Genomic DNA, 15351 nt, shown 5'->3' on the forward strand with positions numbered 1-15351 from the left:
AGAAAACAGTGCGGCCCTCCGACGGGGTATCCGTCGGAGGGCCGCGAGGCGCGGTGACCGCTCAGCGCGTCAGGAGGCGACCATCCGGACGCACGCGCCCTCGATCAGCTCGCTGACCTCCGAGAGCGGGGTCGGTCCTGACGGCCGGTACCACCGCCACACGCTGACGATCAGCCCGAGCACACTCGCACCGAGCAGCTGCGCGTCACGCAGCGGGAAGGAGCCTTGGGACATGCCCTTGACCAGCAGCGTCGTCCAGTCCCGTTCGACGACCTGGACCAGCTGGCGGGCCGCGACGCGCTCGTCCTCCTCGCGCTTGGACCTGCGCGAACCGGACAGCAGATCCATGTGGTTCTGCAGAATGCGCATCTGCAGGACCTCCTGCGGGGACACGTCGTAGGCGGCACGGACCGCGGCCCGCAGCGCCTCGACGGGGTCCGCGGCGTCCTTCGTCGCCTCCACGAACCGGTCATGGGAGCGCTGCAGTTCAAGCCGCATGATGGTGAGCAGGCAGTGGGTCTTCGACTCGAAGTAGTGGTAGAGGGCCGTCTGCCCGATGCCGACGCGCTCCGCCACCGTCGACCACTTGGTGGCCTCGAAGCCGGTCTCACCGAAACAGTCCACCGCGGCCGTGAGAATGGCCGCGCGCTTGGACCGCGGCCCCGCCTCCGGTTCAACGATCCTCGTCATGCTCCCTCTCCATGGCCGTCACCCACCGTGTCCGTACCCGAGAGTAAACCCAAGCTGAACTCAGTTGCCAATCGGATCCGGTCAGAGGCGTTCGAGCATGGCCGGTCAGAGGCGTTCGAGCACCGTCGCGTTGGCCATCCCGCCGCCCTCGCACATCGTCTGCAGACCGTAGCGGCCACCGGTCCTGCGCAGCTGGTGGACGAGCGTGGTCATCAGCCGGGCGCCCGTCGCGCCGAGCGGATGCCCGAGCGCGATCGCCCCGCCGAAGGCGTTGACCCGCTCCTGGGCGGCGCCGATCTCCTTCTGCCAGGCGACGACGACGGAGGCGAAGGCCTCGTTGATCTCGACCAGGTCGATGTCGTCGTTGCACAGGCCCGCCTTGTCCAGGACCTTCTCCGTGGCCGGGATCGGGCCGGTCAGCATGTGGATCGGGTCGGCGCCGACCACCGCCATGGAGTGCACGCGGGCCAGGGGGGTCAGACCGTGGCGGCGGACCGCGTCCGCGGAGGCGATGAGCAGGGCGGCGGCACCGTCGGAGATCTGGCTGGCGACGGCGGCCGTCAGCCGCCCGTCCTCAGTGAGGGTCTTCAGTCCCGCCATCTTCTCGAGCGTGGTGTCGGCGCGCGGGCCCTCGTCGACGGCGAGCCCGAAGGCCGGGGTGATCTCCTCGTCGAAGGCTCCGCCGGCCTGCGCGGCGAGGGCCCGCTGATGGCTGGTGAGCGCGAACCGTTCCATGTCCTCGCGGGAGACGCCCCACTTCTCGGCGATCAGCTCGGCGCCACGGAACTGCGACACCTCCTGGTCCCCGAAGTGTTCGCGCCAGCCGTCCCCCGCGAAGGGACTGCCCATCCCCGCCTGTTCGCCCACGAACATGGGGCTGGCTATCGGTACCAGGCTCATCACCTCCACCCCGCCCGCGACCACCAGGTCGGCGGCACCGGAGCCGACGGCCTGGGCGGCGAAGTGCAAGGCCTGCTGGGAGGAGCCGCACTGACGGTCGATGGTGGTTCCGGGTACGTGCTGGGGCAGCCCCGCCGACAGCCAGGCGGTGCGGGCGATGTTTCCGGTCTGGGCCCCGATCTGGCTGACACAGCCGAAATACACGTCGTCGACCGCGCCCGGGTCGGCTCCCGTACGTTCCAGCAGGGCACGCAGCGCATGGGCGCCGAGATCGGCCGGGTGCACGCCGCTGAGCGTGCCCTTGCGGCGGCCGACCGGGGTACGGACGGCCCCGACGATGAATGCTTCCGACACGGTGGGCTCCCTTGGTGCGGAGGGCGAGTTGAGTGATCAGGGCCTGGACGAGTTGAGTGGTCAGGGCCGGGACGGGATGCGCGTGAAGTCGGGCGCCCGCTTGTCGAGGAACGCGGCGACGCCTTCGCGGCCCTCGTCGGAGGCGGCCGCGGCGGCGAGCGCACGGGCCTCGTCGTCGAGATGCCGGGTGAGATCCGCCGTCTGACCGGAGGCGACGAGGCGGCGGGTGGCGCCGAAGGCGCGGGTGGGGCCGCGGCGCAGGGCCTCGGCGGTCCGCTCGGCCTCGGCGGCCAGTTCGCCGGACGGGACGACACGGCTCACCAGACCGATCGTGGCGGCTTCCGCCGCCGGTACACGGCGGTTCGTCAGCAGCAGCTCCACCGCCCGCTTGGGCCCGACGAGGCGGGGCAGCTGCCAGCTCACGCCGGCGTCCGGCGAGTAGCCGATACCGGTGTACGCGGCGGTGAACGTGACGTTGTCGGCCGCGAGTGTCACATCGGCGGCCGCGGCAAGGCCGATGCCCGCGCCGGCGACGGCTCCCTGGACGGCGGCCACCTGGGGCGCGTCGATCGAGGCGAACGTGCGCAGCGCCTCGTGCAGCGCGTCGGTCACCGCGACGAGGTGTTTCTCCAGGGTCTCACCGGTCAGCCGGGAGAACTCCCTGAGGTCGCCGCCGACGCAGAAGGACTTCCCCTCACCGGTGAGCAGCACGGCGCGTACGGCCGCACGTTCGCAGGCCCTCGCCGCGTCGAGGAGGCCGCGCGCCGTCTCGAGGTTGATGGCGTTGCCTGCTTGGCCCCGGCGCAGCGTGACGCGGGCGAGGCCGTCGTCCTGGATCTCGACGCCGACGCTCGCCGCGGGATCCGCTGCACGTCGGCCGACACTCGCCGCGGGATCCGCTGCACGTCGGCTGACGCCCGTCGTAGCGCGATCCGCTGCACCCGGACCGACATCCGCCGTCGCGCGGCCCCCCGCACCCGATCCGGCGCCCGTCACCCCGCGGTCCCCCGCACCCGATCCGGTCCCCGTCACCGCGCGGTCCATCCGCCGTCGACGGTCAGGACCTGTCCGGTGCAGTACGAGGACGCGTCCGAGGCCAGGAACAGCAGTGCGCCGTCGAGTTCATGGCCATCGCCGCCGCGGTGCAGCAGGGTGTTGCGTTCGACCCAGCGGCGGGAGCGCTCGTCGCCGAAGAGGTCCTCGGTCATCTCGGTGCGGAACCAGCCCGGGGCGAGCGCGTTGACGCGTGTCCCGCTACGGCCCCACTGTCCGGCCAGCTCACGGGTCAGGCCGATGAGGCCGGCCTTGGACGCGGAGTAGCTCGCGCCGCCGAGGGGTGCGGCCGAGACCAGGCCGAGGATGGAGGAGACGTTGATGATGCTCCTGCCACCGCTCGCCGGGGCCGGGGCCTCGGCCGTCAGCCGGGCCAGATGGAACGGCGCGGTGAGGTTGACGCCGAGGACGTCGGTGAAGGCGTCCGGGGACTCGTCCTCGGCACGGGTCTGGCCCGAGGTCGCGGCGTTGTTGACGAGGATGTCGATGCGACCGGTGGTGGCCAGCGCCGTCTCGATCAGCCTCGTACGGTCGGTCTCCACTGCGACGTCGCAGGCGACCGGGTGGATGCGCGCGTCGGAGTCGGCAAGTTCCTTCAGCCGGTCGGCGCGGCGGGCGGCGGCGAACACGGTGGCGCCGGCCTGCGCGAGGACGCTCGCGAACCGGGCGCCGAGCCCCGCGGACGCGCCGGTGACGATGGCCGTCCTGCCCGCCAGCGAGAACAGTTCACCGGCGGGGCGCGGCGTGCTCGGTCGTCCCGCTCCGTCGGCGGGTCGCGGCGCGTTCACTCGTCCACGCCGATCGGCAGGGCGGTCGCGCCGCCGTCGAGCACCAGGGTCTGGCCGGTCATCCAGGAGGAGGCGTCGGAGGCGAGGAACAGGGCCGCGTTCGCCACGTCCTCCACTGTGCCCAGGCGCCGCATCGGCAGTTTGGCGGTGAGGACGGTCTCGCGGACCTCCCACACCGCACGCGCCAGTTCGGTCTTGATCAGGCCGGGGGCGATGGCGTTCACGCGTGCTCGCGGCCCGAGTTCGTAGGCGAGCTGCCGGGTCATGTGGAGCATGGCCGCCTTGGTGGCGTTGTAGTAGCCGATGTGCGGGTCGACGATCAGTCCGCCGACGGAGGCGATGTTGACGACCGCTCCCCCGTGCTCGGCCATCCAGGCGCGCCAGGCGCAGCGGGTCCAGGCGATCATCCCGTACTGGTTGACCCGTACCGTCTTCTCCGCGCGTGGCAGGTCCAGGTCGAGCAGGTCGCCGTGGTACGGGTTGGTCGCCGCGTTGTTGACGAGGATGTCGACGCGGCCGAAGCGGGTCATGGTCTCGTCGACGCAGGCCTCGGCCTGGTCGGGTTCGCCGGCGTTGGCCACCACGGTGTGGAGGTCGCCGTCGCCCTTGACGCGCAGCAGTTCCTCGCGCGCCTCGGCCAGTCCGGCGGCCTTGCGCGCCGCTATGACCACGTGCGCGCCGGCGGCCCGGTAGGCGGTGGCGATGCCGAGGCCGATGCCGCGGGATCCGCCGGTGATGACGGCCACCTTGCCGTCGAGGGTGTTGGCGCTCACGCTGCCCCTGCCTTCGTGTCGGCCGTCTGCCGTTCGGCCTTCGGGTCGGTTTTCCGGTACCGGGCGAGTTCCTGGCGGGCGACCGTGCGCAGGTGCACCTCGTCGGGCCCGTCGGCGATCTTCAGTGCCCGGGTGATGGAGAACAGCCGGGCCAGTACGGTGTCGTCGCTGACGCCCGCCGCGCCGTGTGTCTGGACGGCGCGGTCGACGACCTTGTGGGCGACCTCCAGCGCCGCCACCTTGATCGCGGCGACCTCCATCCGGGCGGCGGCGTTGCCGACGGTGTCCATCAGCCAGGCCGACTTCAGCACCAGCAGCCGCAGTTGTTCGATCTCGATACGGCTGCGGGCGATCCACTCGCGCACCACGCCGCGATCGGCGAGGGGCCCGCCGAAGGCGACGCGCTGGGTGGCACGTTCGCACATCAGCTGCAGGGCGCGCTCGGCGAAACCCACGGCGCGCATCGCGTAGTGCATGCGTCCGGGGCCGAGCCGCCCCTGGGCGATCGCGAAGCCGTCCCCCTCACCGCCGAGGATGTTCTCCACGGGCACACGGACGTCCTCGAAGAGCACCTCACCGTGACCGCACCGGTCGGTGTAGCCGAACATCGGCAGGTCGCGCACGACGGTGACGCCCGGCGTGTCGCGGGGGATGAGCAGCATGCTCTGCTGGCGGTAGGTGGGCGCGTCCGGGTCGGTCTTGCCCATCAGGATGATCAGCTTGCAGTCGGGGTCGAGGATCCCGGAGGTGTACCACTTGCGGCCGTTGACGACATAGCTGTCGCCGTCGCGGGTGATGCGGGTGCGGATGTTACGGGCGTCGGAGCTGGCTACCTCGGGCTCCGTCATCGCGAAGCAGGACCGGATCTCGGCCTCCAGCAGGGGCCGCAGCCAGCGTTCCTGCTGTGCGGGGGTGCCGTACAGCGCGAGCAGTTCCATGTTGCCGGTGTCGGGCGCCGAGCAGTTGAACACCTCGGGGCCGATGATGGAGCGGCCCGCCAGTTCCATGAGAGGTGCGTATTCGAGGTTGGTGAGCCCCGCGCCCCAGCCGCCGTGCGCCATGAAGAGGTTCCACAGGCCCTCGGCGCGTGCCTTCTCCTTCAGCTCGGTCATCACCGGCGGCAGCGCGTGCGGGTCGTCCGCCTCGGCCAGCTGCCGGTCGTAGACGGCCTCCGCGGGGAAGACGTGCTGTTCCATGAACGACCGCATACGGTCCTGGAGTTCACTCGCCCGGGGCGAGAATCCGAAATCCACGAGTTGCTCCTCATGCTGGGGTGTGCCTGGCGGGTCCGGATCAGCCGAGGATGTCGCGCGCCGTGCGGATCATCGCGGCGATGGTGGGCGGCAGTCGCTCCTGGTCCGGGTCGTGGTGCTTGCCCTCGCGGTGCCGGCGCAGGTTGTGGCCCATGATCGCGGCCATCTTCATGCGGCCCAGGGCGCGGAACCAGTCCATCGCGGGCAACGCGGGCCCGCCATCGCCGTAGGCGTCGAGGAGTTCGGCCTCGGTGGGCAGTCCGGGCACGGCGCGGCCCAACTGCGGGAAGTTGCGGTGGTCGGCGAACAGCAGGAACCAGCCCAGGTCGATGCGCGGGTCGCCGACGCTCCAGATCTCCCAGTCGACGACCGCCACCGCGCGCTCGCCGACGCACAGCACGTTGCCGAGCCGGAAGTCGCCGTGCAGCAGCACCGACGGCAGTCCGTCGGGCACGTTGTCGGCGAGGCGCTTGAGCAACTCCTCGCCTCCCGGCCGCAGTTCGGACGGTACGGCGTGCAGGGTGCGGCTCCACCGCTCCAGCTCGCCGACGGCGTCGAGTGGTTCGGGCGCGTCGAGGCCGGGAGCGTCGACGTCGGTCTCGTGCAGCTGCCGCAGCACGGAGGCGATCCGCAGCATGCGCGCGCGGGCCGTGGCGGCGGGTACCTCGGGTTCGTCGAGGACGGGCTCGACGGCCTCGCCGGCGGCGAAGTCCATGGCGAACCAGGCCGGTTGGCTCTCGTCGACGGCGGCGACACCCGGCACCGGCACCGCGGTTGCGGCGAGTGCGCCCAGGACCCGTGCCTGACGCAACACGTCGTTGCGCCCGACGGGCCGCTGGCCGGGAGGCACCGCCTTGATGACGTACGCCGCCTCGCCCGCGCTCACCGCATACGTCAGCCCCGAGTGGCCGCCGGGCAGGGTCCTCAACTCGCCCACGGGCGCCCCCGGATGGCGGCGGGCCAGAGCGTCACGGACCCGTGCGGCCAGCTCCGACACCTGCGTGGCCGTGCTCATCGGACGGGCTCCTTGGGCAGGCCGAGCACCCGCTCGGCGAGGATGTTGTGCTGGATCTCGTCGGTACCGCCCGCGATGCTGTAGCCGGGCGCGCCGAGCAGGTGCTCCGTCCAGGCGTACGTGCCCCACTCCCCCGTGTCGGCGACGAGGCGCGGTCCGAGCAACTCGGACACCAGGTCGCTGGTGCGGCGCATGGTCTCGGTGGCGTACAGCTTGCCGACCGAGGCCTCGGCTCCGGGTTCGCGTCCGGCGACGAGGGCGCCGGTCACCCGCAGTCCGATGAGCCGCTGCACGAGGGCGCGGAGGTAGAGGTCGGCGGCCTGGCGCTGTTCGCCGCCGGTGAGCGGGCGAGGCAGGTTCCTGGCCAGGTCCAAGGCCCGGTCGGCGTTGTCGAGGCCCAGGTTTCCGGAGTCGAGCCGTTCGGCGGCCAGCACACTCAGCGTGACCCGCCAGCCCTCGCCGACCGGTCCCAGCCGGTCGGTGTCGGGCACGATCACGTCGTCGAGGTAGACCTCGTTGAAGCTGGCCCCGCCGGTCATCTGCTGGATGGGCCGTACGGTCACGCCCGGCGCGTCCATGCGCACCAGGAAGACGGTGATGCCGGCGTGCTTGCGTACGTCCGGGTCGGTGCGGCACACCGCCACCCCCCAGGTCGCGACCCCGGCCCCGGAGGTCCACACCTTGTGGCCCCGCAGCACCCAGTGGTCGCCTTCGCGCACCGCCTTCGTCCGCACCGCGGCGAGGTCGGATCCCGCCTCGGTCTCGGAGAAGAGCTGGCAGGCCAGCTCGTCCGTGCGCAGCATGGGTCGCAGCCAGCGCCCTTTCTGCTGGTCGGTGCCCCAGATGCCGATCGCGGGGGCGACGAGCTGCTGGGTCACGGGGAAGATCTCGGTGCGGTGCGGCACGTCGAAGGCCGCTTCCTCGGTGCGGTAGAGCTGCTCGTAGTACGCGGGCAGCTCGCGGCCTCCGTACGCGGTCGGCCAGTTGAGGGCGCCCCAGCCCTGGTCGTACCGGGTGCGTTCCCATTCCTGGGTGCGGGCGGTGTGCTCGCGTTCCTGCTGCTCCGTCCAGTTCTCGAACACGGCGACGGAGTCGGAGCCGCTGCCCCACGCCCCGTCGGCGGTGCGCGGGCGGGCGACCGTGGCGAGCCACTGCCGGGCCTGCGCGCGGAACTCGCCGGGGTCCGGGATACCGCTCATGTCCTTCCTCTCCTTCGTCCGTCGCGGAACCTTCCGTCGCGGATCAGCGGGACAGCACCGTGCAGGCGCTCACACCCGGGGCGCCGTACACATGGGTGAAGCCGACCCTCGGTTCGCCCTGGACCTGGCGTTCGCCGGCCCGGCCGCGCAGTTGCTGGACGACCTCGTAGACCTGGCGCAGTCCCGAGGCGCCGATGGGTTCGCCGTTGGCGATGCAGCCGCCGTCGGTGTTGACGGGCAGGGTGCCGCCGATCTCGGTGGCGCCCGAGGCGATGAGCCGCTCCTGTTCGCCGTTCTCGCAGAACCCGCACTCGGCCATGTGCATGATCTCGGCGCCGCTCTCGGTGTCCTGGAGCTGGCACACGTCCACGTCCCGGGGACCGAGCCCCGCCTCTTCGAAGGCGGCGGCGGAGGCGTCGCGGCTGACGCTGGTGAGCTCGCCCCCGGGGATCCAGGGGCTGAACACCTCGAACGAGCCGAAGCGGCGGGTGCGGACAGCCGCCGAGCGCAGGGTGACCGACGGGCCGTCCAGGGTGCGGGCGACCTCGGGCGAGCAGAGGACGAGCGCGGCGGCGCCCGCTCCCGGCGAGCAGAACATGAAGCGGGTCAGGGGATCGCTGACCATGCCGGAGTCGAGGATCTCCTCGGCGGACACCGGCTTGCGCCGCCATGCCTCGGGGGTCAGCCCTCCGTTGCGGTACGCCTTCTCGGCGACCAGGGCGAGGGTCTGCGGCGTGATTCCGTGGTCGTACATGTAGCGCTGGATCTTCATGCCGAAGAACTGGGTGGTCACCATCAGTCCGTCGCTGCCGTACTCGGCGCCCAGTCCCCAGTCCTCGGGGCGTGGGTCGAAGGCGCCGCGCGGGTGTTTGTCGAAGCCGACGGCGAGGACGACGTCCGCCATGCCGGAGCGGATCGCGTTCACGGCGGAGACCAGGGCGCTGCCGCCGGTCGCGCAGCCGTTCTTGACGTTGACGAACGGCAGCCCGGTGAGGCCGAGTTGGGCCACCAGGGTGTCGGCGAGCCCGGCGCTGTCGCTGCCGCCGAAGGCCGCTTTCACCCGCGACCACTCGATTCCGGCATCCGCCAGAGCGCTGTTCACCGCGCCGACGGCCAGTTGGCGACCGCTTGCCTCCGTGCGGCCGAACGGGGTGCGACCGGCACCGCAGATCAGGACGTCGGCGCTCATGAGTTCCCCTTGTGGGCGGTGGTGGGGCGGGCCCGGGGAACCCCTTCGCCCGCGGTCACCGTGAGGGGCATGCCGATGCGGATCTCCTCGAGGTCGTCGACGTCGAGGACGGCTGCCACCCGTACGCCGTCCGGCAGTTCGACGTAGCCGAGCGCGAACGGTACGAAGCCGCCCGGTGGGGCCTGGTACGGCGGTGACTTGGGTGCGTAGCGCTGCACCGTCCAGGTCCACAGGGTGCCCGCGCCGGACAGGGCCGCCGGGTCGGCCGGTCCTCCGCAGCACGGACACGCGTCGTCCGCGGGGTAGACCGTCACCGAGCAGCCGGAGCAGCGTGAGCCCTGGAGTGCGGTCGCCGGACTGCGCGGATCCGTGGTCATGCGGATCAGCGCCCCTGCCACTTGGGCTCGCGCTTCTCCAGGAACGCCGAGACGCCCTCGGCGGCGTCCTCGGAGTTGAGCGCCACGCCCACGGCGAGGTGCTCCATCACCATCAGCGACTGGGTGTCGGCGTCCAGGCTGCGGTCGATCGTCATCTTGGTGAGCCACATCGTGAACGGGCTCTTGTCGGTGAGGTCACCGATGAAGTCCTCGACCGTCTCGTCCAGCTTGTCGGCCGGGGCGGACTTGTTGATCAGGCCGAACTCGGCGGCCTCGATGCCGGACAGCAGCTTGCCGGTGAGCATCAGCTCCTTGGTCTTGCGGATGCCGATCATGCGCGGCACGCGGTAGATCGGGCCGGCCCCGCCGAACAGCGAGCGGCGGATGTGGAAGTCGCCGATCTTGGCGTCGTCCGCGGAGATGGCGAAGTCGCAGGAGATCATGATCTCGAAGCCGCCCGCGGTGACGTAGCCCTCAAGGACCGCTACGGAGGGCGTCTTCATCGAGTAGAGGCGGTCGCACACCTTCGCGGACTTCACCGCGACCTCGATGGCGGTCGACTTGCCGACGAAGTCCGCCTTGAGGCTGTCGAGGTCGAACCCCGAGCAGAAGGTGCCCCCACGGCCGCGGAACACCAGGACCCGCAGCTCGGGGTCCTCGTCGACCTCGGTGATGATCTCGTCGAGCCGGTCCAGGATCGGCACCGTGACGCAGTTCTTCTTCCACGGTCGGTTCAGCCAGACGCGGGCGACATGACCGTCACGCTCGAACTGGATTTCGTCTTCCACTGCCATCTCAGATCCTCCAAACTGAACTGAATTCACTACGAGTCTGCGGAGGCGTTGATCGACTGTCAACCCCCTGTTCGAGATTGCGCCGGCGGACATCCGCCGTCCGCCCGACTCAGCTCCCGCTGTCGTCCGGAATGTCCACGAGCACCTTGAGCCGTCGGCCGTCCCGGACGTCGTGCAGCCCGGCGAGGGCGTCATGGAGGGGGATGTGGTCGAGCCAGCCGTCCGTCGGGTAGTGACCGCTCGCCATGTGCTCGATAACCCTCTCGAAGACCCCGTCCGGGTAGGCCTCGCAGCCAAGCAGGGCGAGTTCGGCCAGGCGCACGACGGACGCGTCGATGGCGACCGGGCCGGAGTACAGGGCCACCATCACCACCGGCGCCCGGGCGGCCAACGAGCGGATCGCGGCGTTCAGCGCATCGGCCCGCCCCGAGCATTCGACGGCGGCGTCCACGCCACGGCCCCTGGTGAAGGCCATCACCTCTTCGGCCACGTCGACCGCGCCGGGGTCGAGCACCCGGGCCCCGTGCCGTGCGGCCGCCGCACGGCGTGCCGGCGAGGGTTCCACCATCAGCACGTCCGCGACACCGTGCGCCCTGAACGCGAACAACGCGCCCATCCCGACCGCACCCGCGCCCGTCACCAGCGCGCTGCCACCACGGGGCACACGGGCCCGCTCCACCGCGTTCAGGGCCACCGCCATCGGCTCCACCAGGGCGCCCTGCTCCAGCGGGACCCTGTCCGGGAGTTGATGCACGGAGTCGGCCGGCACGACCACGTACTGGGCGAGCCCGCCGCCCGGGGCGGTCACCCCGATCGCCGCCAGGTCCTTGCACAGATGGGACAGCCCCGACGTGCAGCGCGGACACACTCCGCAGGTGCGGATCGGCCGTACACAGACCCTGGCCCCGGGGGCGACCCGGTCGACCCCTTCCCCGCAGGCCACCACCGTCCCGGCGAACTCGTGCCCCAGTGTCTGCGGGAGGGTGGCGCCGGTGAGCGGGTTGGGCACGTGCGTGGCCCGCGGCGTCTCGAAGTACTCGTGCACATCGGTGCCGCAGATCCCCGCGTACGCCACGCGGATCTTCACCTCACCCGGTCCCGGCTCGGGCTCGGGCATCTCCTCGATCCGCAGATCCTTGGCTCCGTACAGCCTCGCAGCCAGCATGCTTCCTCCGTAAGTTGTCGGTCCCGTACGACCCTCCCGAGGTTGCCACTGAACTGAACTGACTTCAATAGACTGCTATAGACCCTCGCCTACTTCGGTTCAGTAGGGAAAGGCTCAATCCGGCCCACATCCGCTTCCGGCTTCCACCGACCGAAAGATCACACCTCGACCGCGTCGGCGGCGGCTCACTCCGCCCACCCCTCCAGAAAAGAACCTTCATCCCTGTCATCTCCCGCTTCGGCATCGCCGGCTGCGGACTCATGGGCTCCGGCATCGCCGAGGTGGCCGCGCTACGCGGCCTCGACGTCACCGTCGCCGAGTCGACTCCTGAGCTGGCCGCGGCCGGCCGCGAGCGCTTCACGGCGCCCCTGGGCCGCGGTCTCCGGCGCGGCAAGCTTGCGAGGCCGACCGCGAACAGCCCCTGCACCCCCTTGGGGTGGCCAGTCGTTCCGGATGTGTAGAAGATCGCCGCCACGTCGTCGGCGGCCGCCGTGCCCTGCGCGAACGGTTCCCCATCCGGCAGGGCAGTGCCGGATCCGAGAACGACGTGGGCGCCCGAGTCGGCGACGACGTGATCGACCTCCGGCTTGGTGGACCGGGTGTGTGTTGGCCGGCCGCTGGTAGTCCAGTGGCCGGCTCATACACGAGGAGTGTCTACGATCGCTTGCTCACAGTGCCCACCGTCGCGACCGCCTCCGCAGCCGCACGCCCCTCCGCGAGGGCGTGCGCGATGCGGCGCGGCACGACGCAGTCGCCGATCGCGCGGACGGTCTGGCCGTCGGCCGCGGTGAAGTCCGGGCGGCGCGGGCGGCGTTCGCCGACCGTCACCAGGATGTCCGCGGCGAGGGATGCCTCGTGGCCGTCCATGACGTTGCGCAGGCGCAGTTCGCCGGCTGTTGTGGCCGTCACGGTGTTCATCGCGGCGATGCGGAGCGGTGCGCCGGTGAGGCGGTTCATCAGCTGGGTCCGGTTCTCCGGTGACAGGCCCGTCGCGAACCCGGTGCCGGGGGTGACGACCGTGACTTCGCGAGCACCCGCCGCCAGCGCGCTCTCGACGGCGCTGATGCCCTGCCACCAGCCGAAGCCGTCGTCCAGGACGGCCACCCTGGGCGCACGCGGCACGATGTCGGCGTACTGCTCGAGGAAGTCCGTACTGGTGAGCGTGCGCAGCTCGCCCGGCACGGTGACGACCGTCTCCTCGGCGCCGGTGGCGAGCACGAGCTGGGGGTACTCGGCCAGTTCGGCGGAGGTCACGGACGTACCGAGCCGCAGGCGCACGCCCAGGTCGGCCAGCTGGTCGCACTGGTATGCGACGAGTTTCCGCCAGCCGGACCGGTGCGCGGCGCGTGCGGCGAGACGCGCCTGGCCGCCGGCCTCCCGGGCGCTATCGAAGACGACGACCTCGGCGCCGGTACGGGCGAGGGCCATGGCGCACTCCATGCCCGCGGGGCCCGCGCCGAGGACGGCGACGGATCCGGTGCGGGATGCGCGCCGGGTCAGCAACAGCGGTACGGCCGGGCGGGACGCGGCTCCCGGCGGGCCGAGCTCCGGGTTCACCGAGCACGACCCGGTGGGCTCGATGGTCCGGCAGCCCTCGTTGCAGCCCGTGCAGGGGCGTACCGAGCGCTCGTCGCCCGCGATGACCTTGCGGGCGAAGTCCGGGTCCGCCATGAAGGGCCGTGCCATGCCCACCAGGTCGGCCCCAGAGTCCAGCGCCCGCTCGATGTCGGCCGCCGACCGGAATCCCTGACTGATCAGCAACGGCACCGTGATTGCCGTACGCAGCCGGGCCACCGACTCCAGCAGGGGCGGGCGGGTGGTGGCCATGCCGGGGACGTAGGTGTTGCGGACGCCGGTGGTGACGTTGGCGTAGGTGAAGGGCGATGCCTCGTACAGGCGCGGAAGCAGCTCGGTCAGGTCGTCCAGGCCGAGCCCGGAGTTGTCACCGGGCTCCACCGACACCCGTACGCCGATGGGGAGTCGGCCGATCTCGATGCGGATGGCGTCGATCACCTGGGCGAGCAGGGCGATACGGTCGCCGTACTCGTCGTCGCGGGTGTTGTTGACGCGGGAGAGGAACTGGGCGAGCAGGTAGCCGTGGCCCGCGTGCAGTTCGACGCCGTGGAAGCCGGCCTGCACACTGTTCGCCGCCGAGACGCGGAAGGCGTCGACGACTCGGCGCACTTCCTCCGTGCTCAGCGGGTGGGGCGCGGTCGCCTCCCGGGGGGAACGGACGGTGGCGGCGGAGACCGGGGGGTAGTAGGTGCCCGCGCCGAGGGTCTCGCGGCCGAGGTGGACGAGCTGGGCGACGGCGACGGCACCGCCGTCGGTGATGGCCTCGGCCCGGTGGCGTACGGCGTGCTTGATCTCGGGGCGCCACGCCTCGGTCAGGTAGCGCTGCGGCAGGGTCGACTCGGGGGCCACGGCGGTGCCTCCGGTGATCACCATCCCGGCACCGCCCCGGGCCAGTCGCCGCCAGTAGGCCGCGTCGGTGTCGGTGGGGGCGCCGTCGACGACGGCGGCGGTGGCGTGGGCGGTGGCGACCAGGCGGTTGCGGAGGGTGAGATCACCGAGGGTGAACGGCGTGGCGAGGGTGAGGTCGGTACTTGGCGTTGGCGTCATGGGGCTGTCCGTGCCCGCTCAGGCCGCGGGTCGCGTGGTGAGGCCGACGAGTTCGGCGAGCCGGGTGCGGTGGTGGTCCGCGGTGCCGAACAGCACCTCGCTGCTGCGTGCCCTGCGCACGTACAGGTGTGCCGGGTGTTCCCAGGTGAAGCCGATCCCGCCGTGCAACTGGACGTATTCGGCCGTGGCCAGACGGTAGGTCTCGGAGCAGACCGCGGCGGCGGCGCTCGCGGCCACCGGCAGTTGCGGCGATGCCAGGGCCACGCAGGCGGTCGCGTACGCGGATGCCGAGCGTGCTGCCTCGAGGGCGACCAGCACGTCGGCCAGCCGGTGCTTGACCGCCTGGAAGGAGCCGATGCGACGCCCGAACTGCTGTCGCTGGGCGACGAATTCGACGGTGGCGTCCAGCGCGTGGCCGCTGCCGCCGACCTGCTCGGCGGCGAGCGCGGCCCGCCCGGCGTCGAGTGCCGCCGTCACCTCGCCCGACTCGCCCACGGGTGTGGCGGGTGCGCCGCGGAACTCCACCAGCGCCTGGCGGCGCGTCTCGTCCAGGACCCGGCGAGGTGTCCGCGAGCAGCTGTCCTCGGCCGGCTCGCAGGCGAACAGCCGGGCGCCCTCGGTGGTTCGGGCCCGGACCACGATCAGATCCGCGCCGGCTCCGTCCAGTACGAAGTCGGCGGCCCCGCGCAGCACCCACCCCGGCCCGCGCCGCTCGGCGCCGACGCCGGGCTCGGCCTCGTCGAACCCGGCCACCGTCGCGGTGAGGGTGCCGTCCGCGATACGCGGCAGATAGCGCTCGCGCGCCTGCTGGTCCTGGCTGTTCAGCAGGGTGTGCGCGGCGAGGACCACCGTGGGAAGCAGCGGCGCGCAGTACAGCGCACGCCCTGCTTCCTCCATCGCCACGGCGAGTTCGGCGAAGGTGAAGCCGGATCCGCCGAACTCCTCCGGAATCGCCAGCCCGTGCACCCCGATCTCGCCCGCGAGCCGCGCCCACAGCGTCTCGTCGTGTCCGCGCGGGGTGGCCAGGTGCTTGCGGACGTCCTCGGGGCCGCTCTCCTCGGTGAAGAAGTCCCGCAAGACCGTACGCAGTTCGCGCTGTTCCTCGGTCTCGGACAGCAGCTGGGGGTCGATGTCGGGGTGACGGTGGTGGTGCATGGGGTCTCCATCGTGCTCGGGTGG

At 71.6% G+C, this 15351-nt stretch carries 15 protein-coding genes; 1 reads left to right on the forward strand and 14 read right to left on the reverse strand.

Annotation, left to right across the window (positions count from 1 at the left end):
* Positions 1-69 precede the first annotated feature (69 nt).
* The 12 genes from QFZ76_RS03290 to QFZ76_RS03345 all read right to left on the reverse strand — a co-directional run bounded on the left by QFZ76_RS03290 (position 70) and on the right by QFZ76_RS03345 (position 11550).
* The gene (locus QFZ76_RS03290; RefSeq protein WP_307672256.1) at positions 70-690 is read right to left on the reverse strand and encodes a TetR/AcrR family transcriptional regulator; all 621 of its coding nucleotides are present in this window, start codon (positions 688-690) and stop codon (positions 70-72) included.
* A gap of 105 nt (positions 691-795) precedes the next feature.
* Positions 796-1944, reverse strand: a complete 1149-nt coding sequence (locus tag QFZ76_RS03295; RefSeq protein ID WP_307672257.1) for an acetyl-CoA C-acetyltransferase — start codon at positions 1942-1944, stop codon at positions 796-798.
* A 60-nt stretch (positions 1945-2004) separates the two neighbouring features.
* Positions 2005-2976, reverse strand: a complete 972-nt coding sequence (locus QFZ76_RS03300; protein WP_373464254.1) for an enoyl-CoA hydratase-related protein — start codon at positions 2974-2976, stop codon at positions 2005-2007.
* Positions 2973-3785, reverse strand: coding sequence for an SDR family NAD(P)-dependent oxidoreductase (locus QFZ76_RS03305; RefSeq protein WP_307672258.1), 813 nt, complete (start codon positions 3783-3785; stop codon positions 2973-2975). The genes QFZ76_RS03300 and QFZ76_RS03305 overlap by 4 nt, the downstream gene beginning before the upstream one ends.
* Entirely contained in the window at positions 3782-4558 is a 777-nt protein-coding gene (locus tag QFZ76_RS03310) for an SDR family oxidoreductase (protein ID WP_307672259.1), read from the reverse strand. The genes QFZ76_RS03305 and QFZ76_RS03310 overlap by 4 nt, the downstream gene beginning before the upstream one ends.
* Positions 4555-5811, reverse strand: coding sequence for an acyl-CoA dehydrogenase family protein (locus QFZ76_RS03315; protein ID WP_307672260.1), 1257 nt, complete (start codon positions 5809-5811; stop codon positions 4555-4557). The genes QFZ76_RS03310 and QFZ76_RS03315 overlap by 4 nt, the downstream gene beginning before the upstream one ends.
* A gap of 40 nt (positions 5812-5851) precedes the next feature.
* Positions 5852-6826 carry a phosphotransferase family protein gene (locus tag QFZ76_RS03320; protein WP_307672261.1) on the reverse strand — a complete coding sequence of 325 codons (975 nt, stop codon included), beginning with the start codon at positions 6824-6826 and terminating at the stop codon, positions 5852-5854.
* Positions 6823-8025 (reverse strand): acyl-CoA dehydrogenase family protein, encoded by a 1203-nt coding sequence (locus QFZ76_RS03325; RefSeq protein WP_307672262.1) that lies wholly within the window; start codon positions 8023-8025, stop codon positions 6823-6825. Before QFZ76_RS03325 ends, QFZ76_RS03320 begins: the two co-directional genes overlap by 4 nt.
* A gap of 43 nt (positions 8026-8068) precedes the next feature.
* Positions 8069-9214: a thiolase family protein gene (locus tag QFZ76_RS03330; protein WP_307672263.1), complete on the reverse strand. Its 1146-nt coding sequence runs from the start codon at positions 9212-9214 to the stop codon at positions 8069-8071.
* Positions 9211-9591: a Zn-ribbon domain-containing OB-fold protein gene (locus tag QFZ76_RS03335; protein WP_307672264.1), complete on the reverse strand. Its 381-nt coding sequence runs from the start codon at positions 9589-9591 to the stop codon at positions 9211-9213. The genes QFZ76_RS03330 and QFZ76_RS03335 overlap by 4 nt, the downstream gene beginning before the upstream one ends.
* A gap of 5 nt (positions 9592-9596) precedes the next feature.
* Positions 9597-10385, reverse strand: coding sequence for an enoyl-CoA hydratase/isomerase family protein (locus QFZ76_RS03340; RefSeq protein WP_266452198.1), 789 nt, complete (start codon positions 10383-10385; stop codon positions 9597-9599).
* A 109-nt stretch (positions 10386-10494) separates the two neighbouring features.
* On the reverse strand, positions 10495-11550 hold the full coding sequence (locus QFZ76_RS03345) for an alcohol dehydrogenase catalytic domain-containing protein (RefSeq protein ID WP_307672265.1): 1056 nt from the start codon (positions 11548-11550) through the stop codon (positions 10495-10497).
* A gap of 260 nt (positions 11551-11810) precedes the next feature.
* On the opposite strand from QFZ76_RS03345, the gene QFZ76_RS03350 reads away from it, so the two are divergent.
* On the forward strand, positions 11811-12011 hold the full coding sequence (locus tag QFZ76_RS03350) for a 3-hydroxyacyl-CoA dehydrogenase NAD-binding domain-containing protein (protein ID WP_373464255.1): 201 nt from the start codon (positions 11811-11813) through the stop codon (positions 12009-12011).
* 193 nt (positions 12012-12204) lie between these two features.
* Here QFZ76_RS03350 and QFZ76_RS03355 read toward each other — a convergent pair whose 3' ends face one another.
* Both QFZ76_RS03355 and QFZ76_RS03360 read right to left on the reverse strand, forming a co-directional pair.
* Complete coding sequence (locus QFZ76_RS03355; protein WP_307672266.1) at positions 12205-14172, reverse strand: FAD-dependent oxidoreductase; 1968 nt, start codon at positions 14170-14172, stop codon at positions 12205-12207.
* 18 nt (positions 14173-14190) lie between these two features.
* On the reverse strand, positions 14191-15327 hold the full coding sequence (locus QFZ76_RS03360) for an acyl-CoA dehydrogenase family protein (RefSeq protein WP_307672267.1): 1137 nt from the start codon (positions 15325-15327) through the stop codon (positions 14191-14193).
* Between the last annotated feature and the right edge of the window lie 24 nt (positions 15328-15351).

This window comes from Streptomyces sp. V4I2 (assembly GCF_030817655.1).
GTDB classification, from domain to species: Bacteria; Actinomycetota; Actinomycetes; order Streptomycetales; family Streptomycetaceae; genus Streptomyces; species Streptomyces plumbiresistens.

Bases quoted from the DNA above. Each gene is read 5' to 3' on its own strand.
- QFZ76_RS03290 (WP_307672256.1), bottom strand. From the start codon at position 690: ATGACGAGGATCGTTGAACCGGAGGCGGGGCCGCGGTCCAAGCGCGCG.
- QFZ76_RS03320 (WP_307672261.1), bottom strand. From the start codon at position 6,826: ATGAGCACGGCCACGCAGGTGTCGGAGCTGGCCGCACGGGTCCGTGAC.
- QFZ76_RS03325 (WP_307672262.1), bottom strand. From the start codon at position 8,025: ATGAGCGGTATCCCGGACCCCGGCGAGTTCCGCGCGCAGGCCCGGCAG.
- QFZ76_RS03330 (WP_307672263.1), bottom strand. From the start codon at position 9,214: ATGAGCGCCGACGTCCTGATCTGCGGTGCCGGTCGCACCCCGTTCGGC.
- QFZ76_RS03335 (WP_307672264.1), bottom strand. From the start codon at position 9,591: ATGACCACGGATCCGCGCAGTCCGGCGACCGCACTCCAGGGCTCACGC.
- QFZ76_RS03340 (WP_266452198.1), bottom strand. From the start codon at position 10,385: ATGGCAGTGGAAGACGAAATCCAGTTCGAGCGTGACGGTCATGTCGCC.
- QFZ76_RS03345 (WP_307672265.1), bottom strand. From the start codon at position 11,550: ATGCTGGCTGCGAGGCTGTACGGAGCCAAGGATCTGCGGATCGAGGAG.
- QFZ76_RS03350 (WP_373464255.1), top strand. From the start codon at position 11,811: ATGGGCTCCGGCATCGCCGAGGTGGCCGCGCTACGCGGCCTCGACGTC.
- QFZ76_RS03355 (WP_307672266.1), bottom strand. From the start codon at position 14,172: ATGACGCCAACGCCAAGTACCGACCTCACCCTCGCCACGCCGTTCACC.
- QFZ76_RS03360 (WP_307672267.1), bottom strand. From the start codon at position 15,327: ATGCACCACCACCGTCACCCCGACATCGACCCCCAGCTGCTGTCCGAG.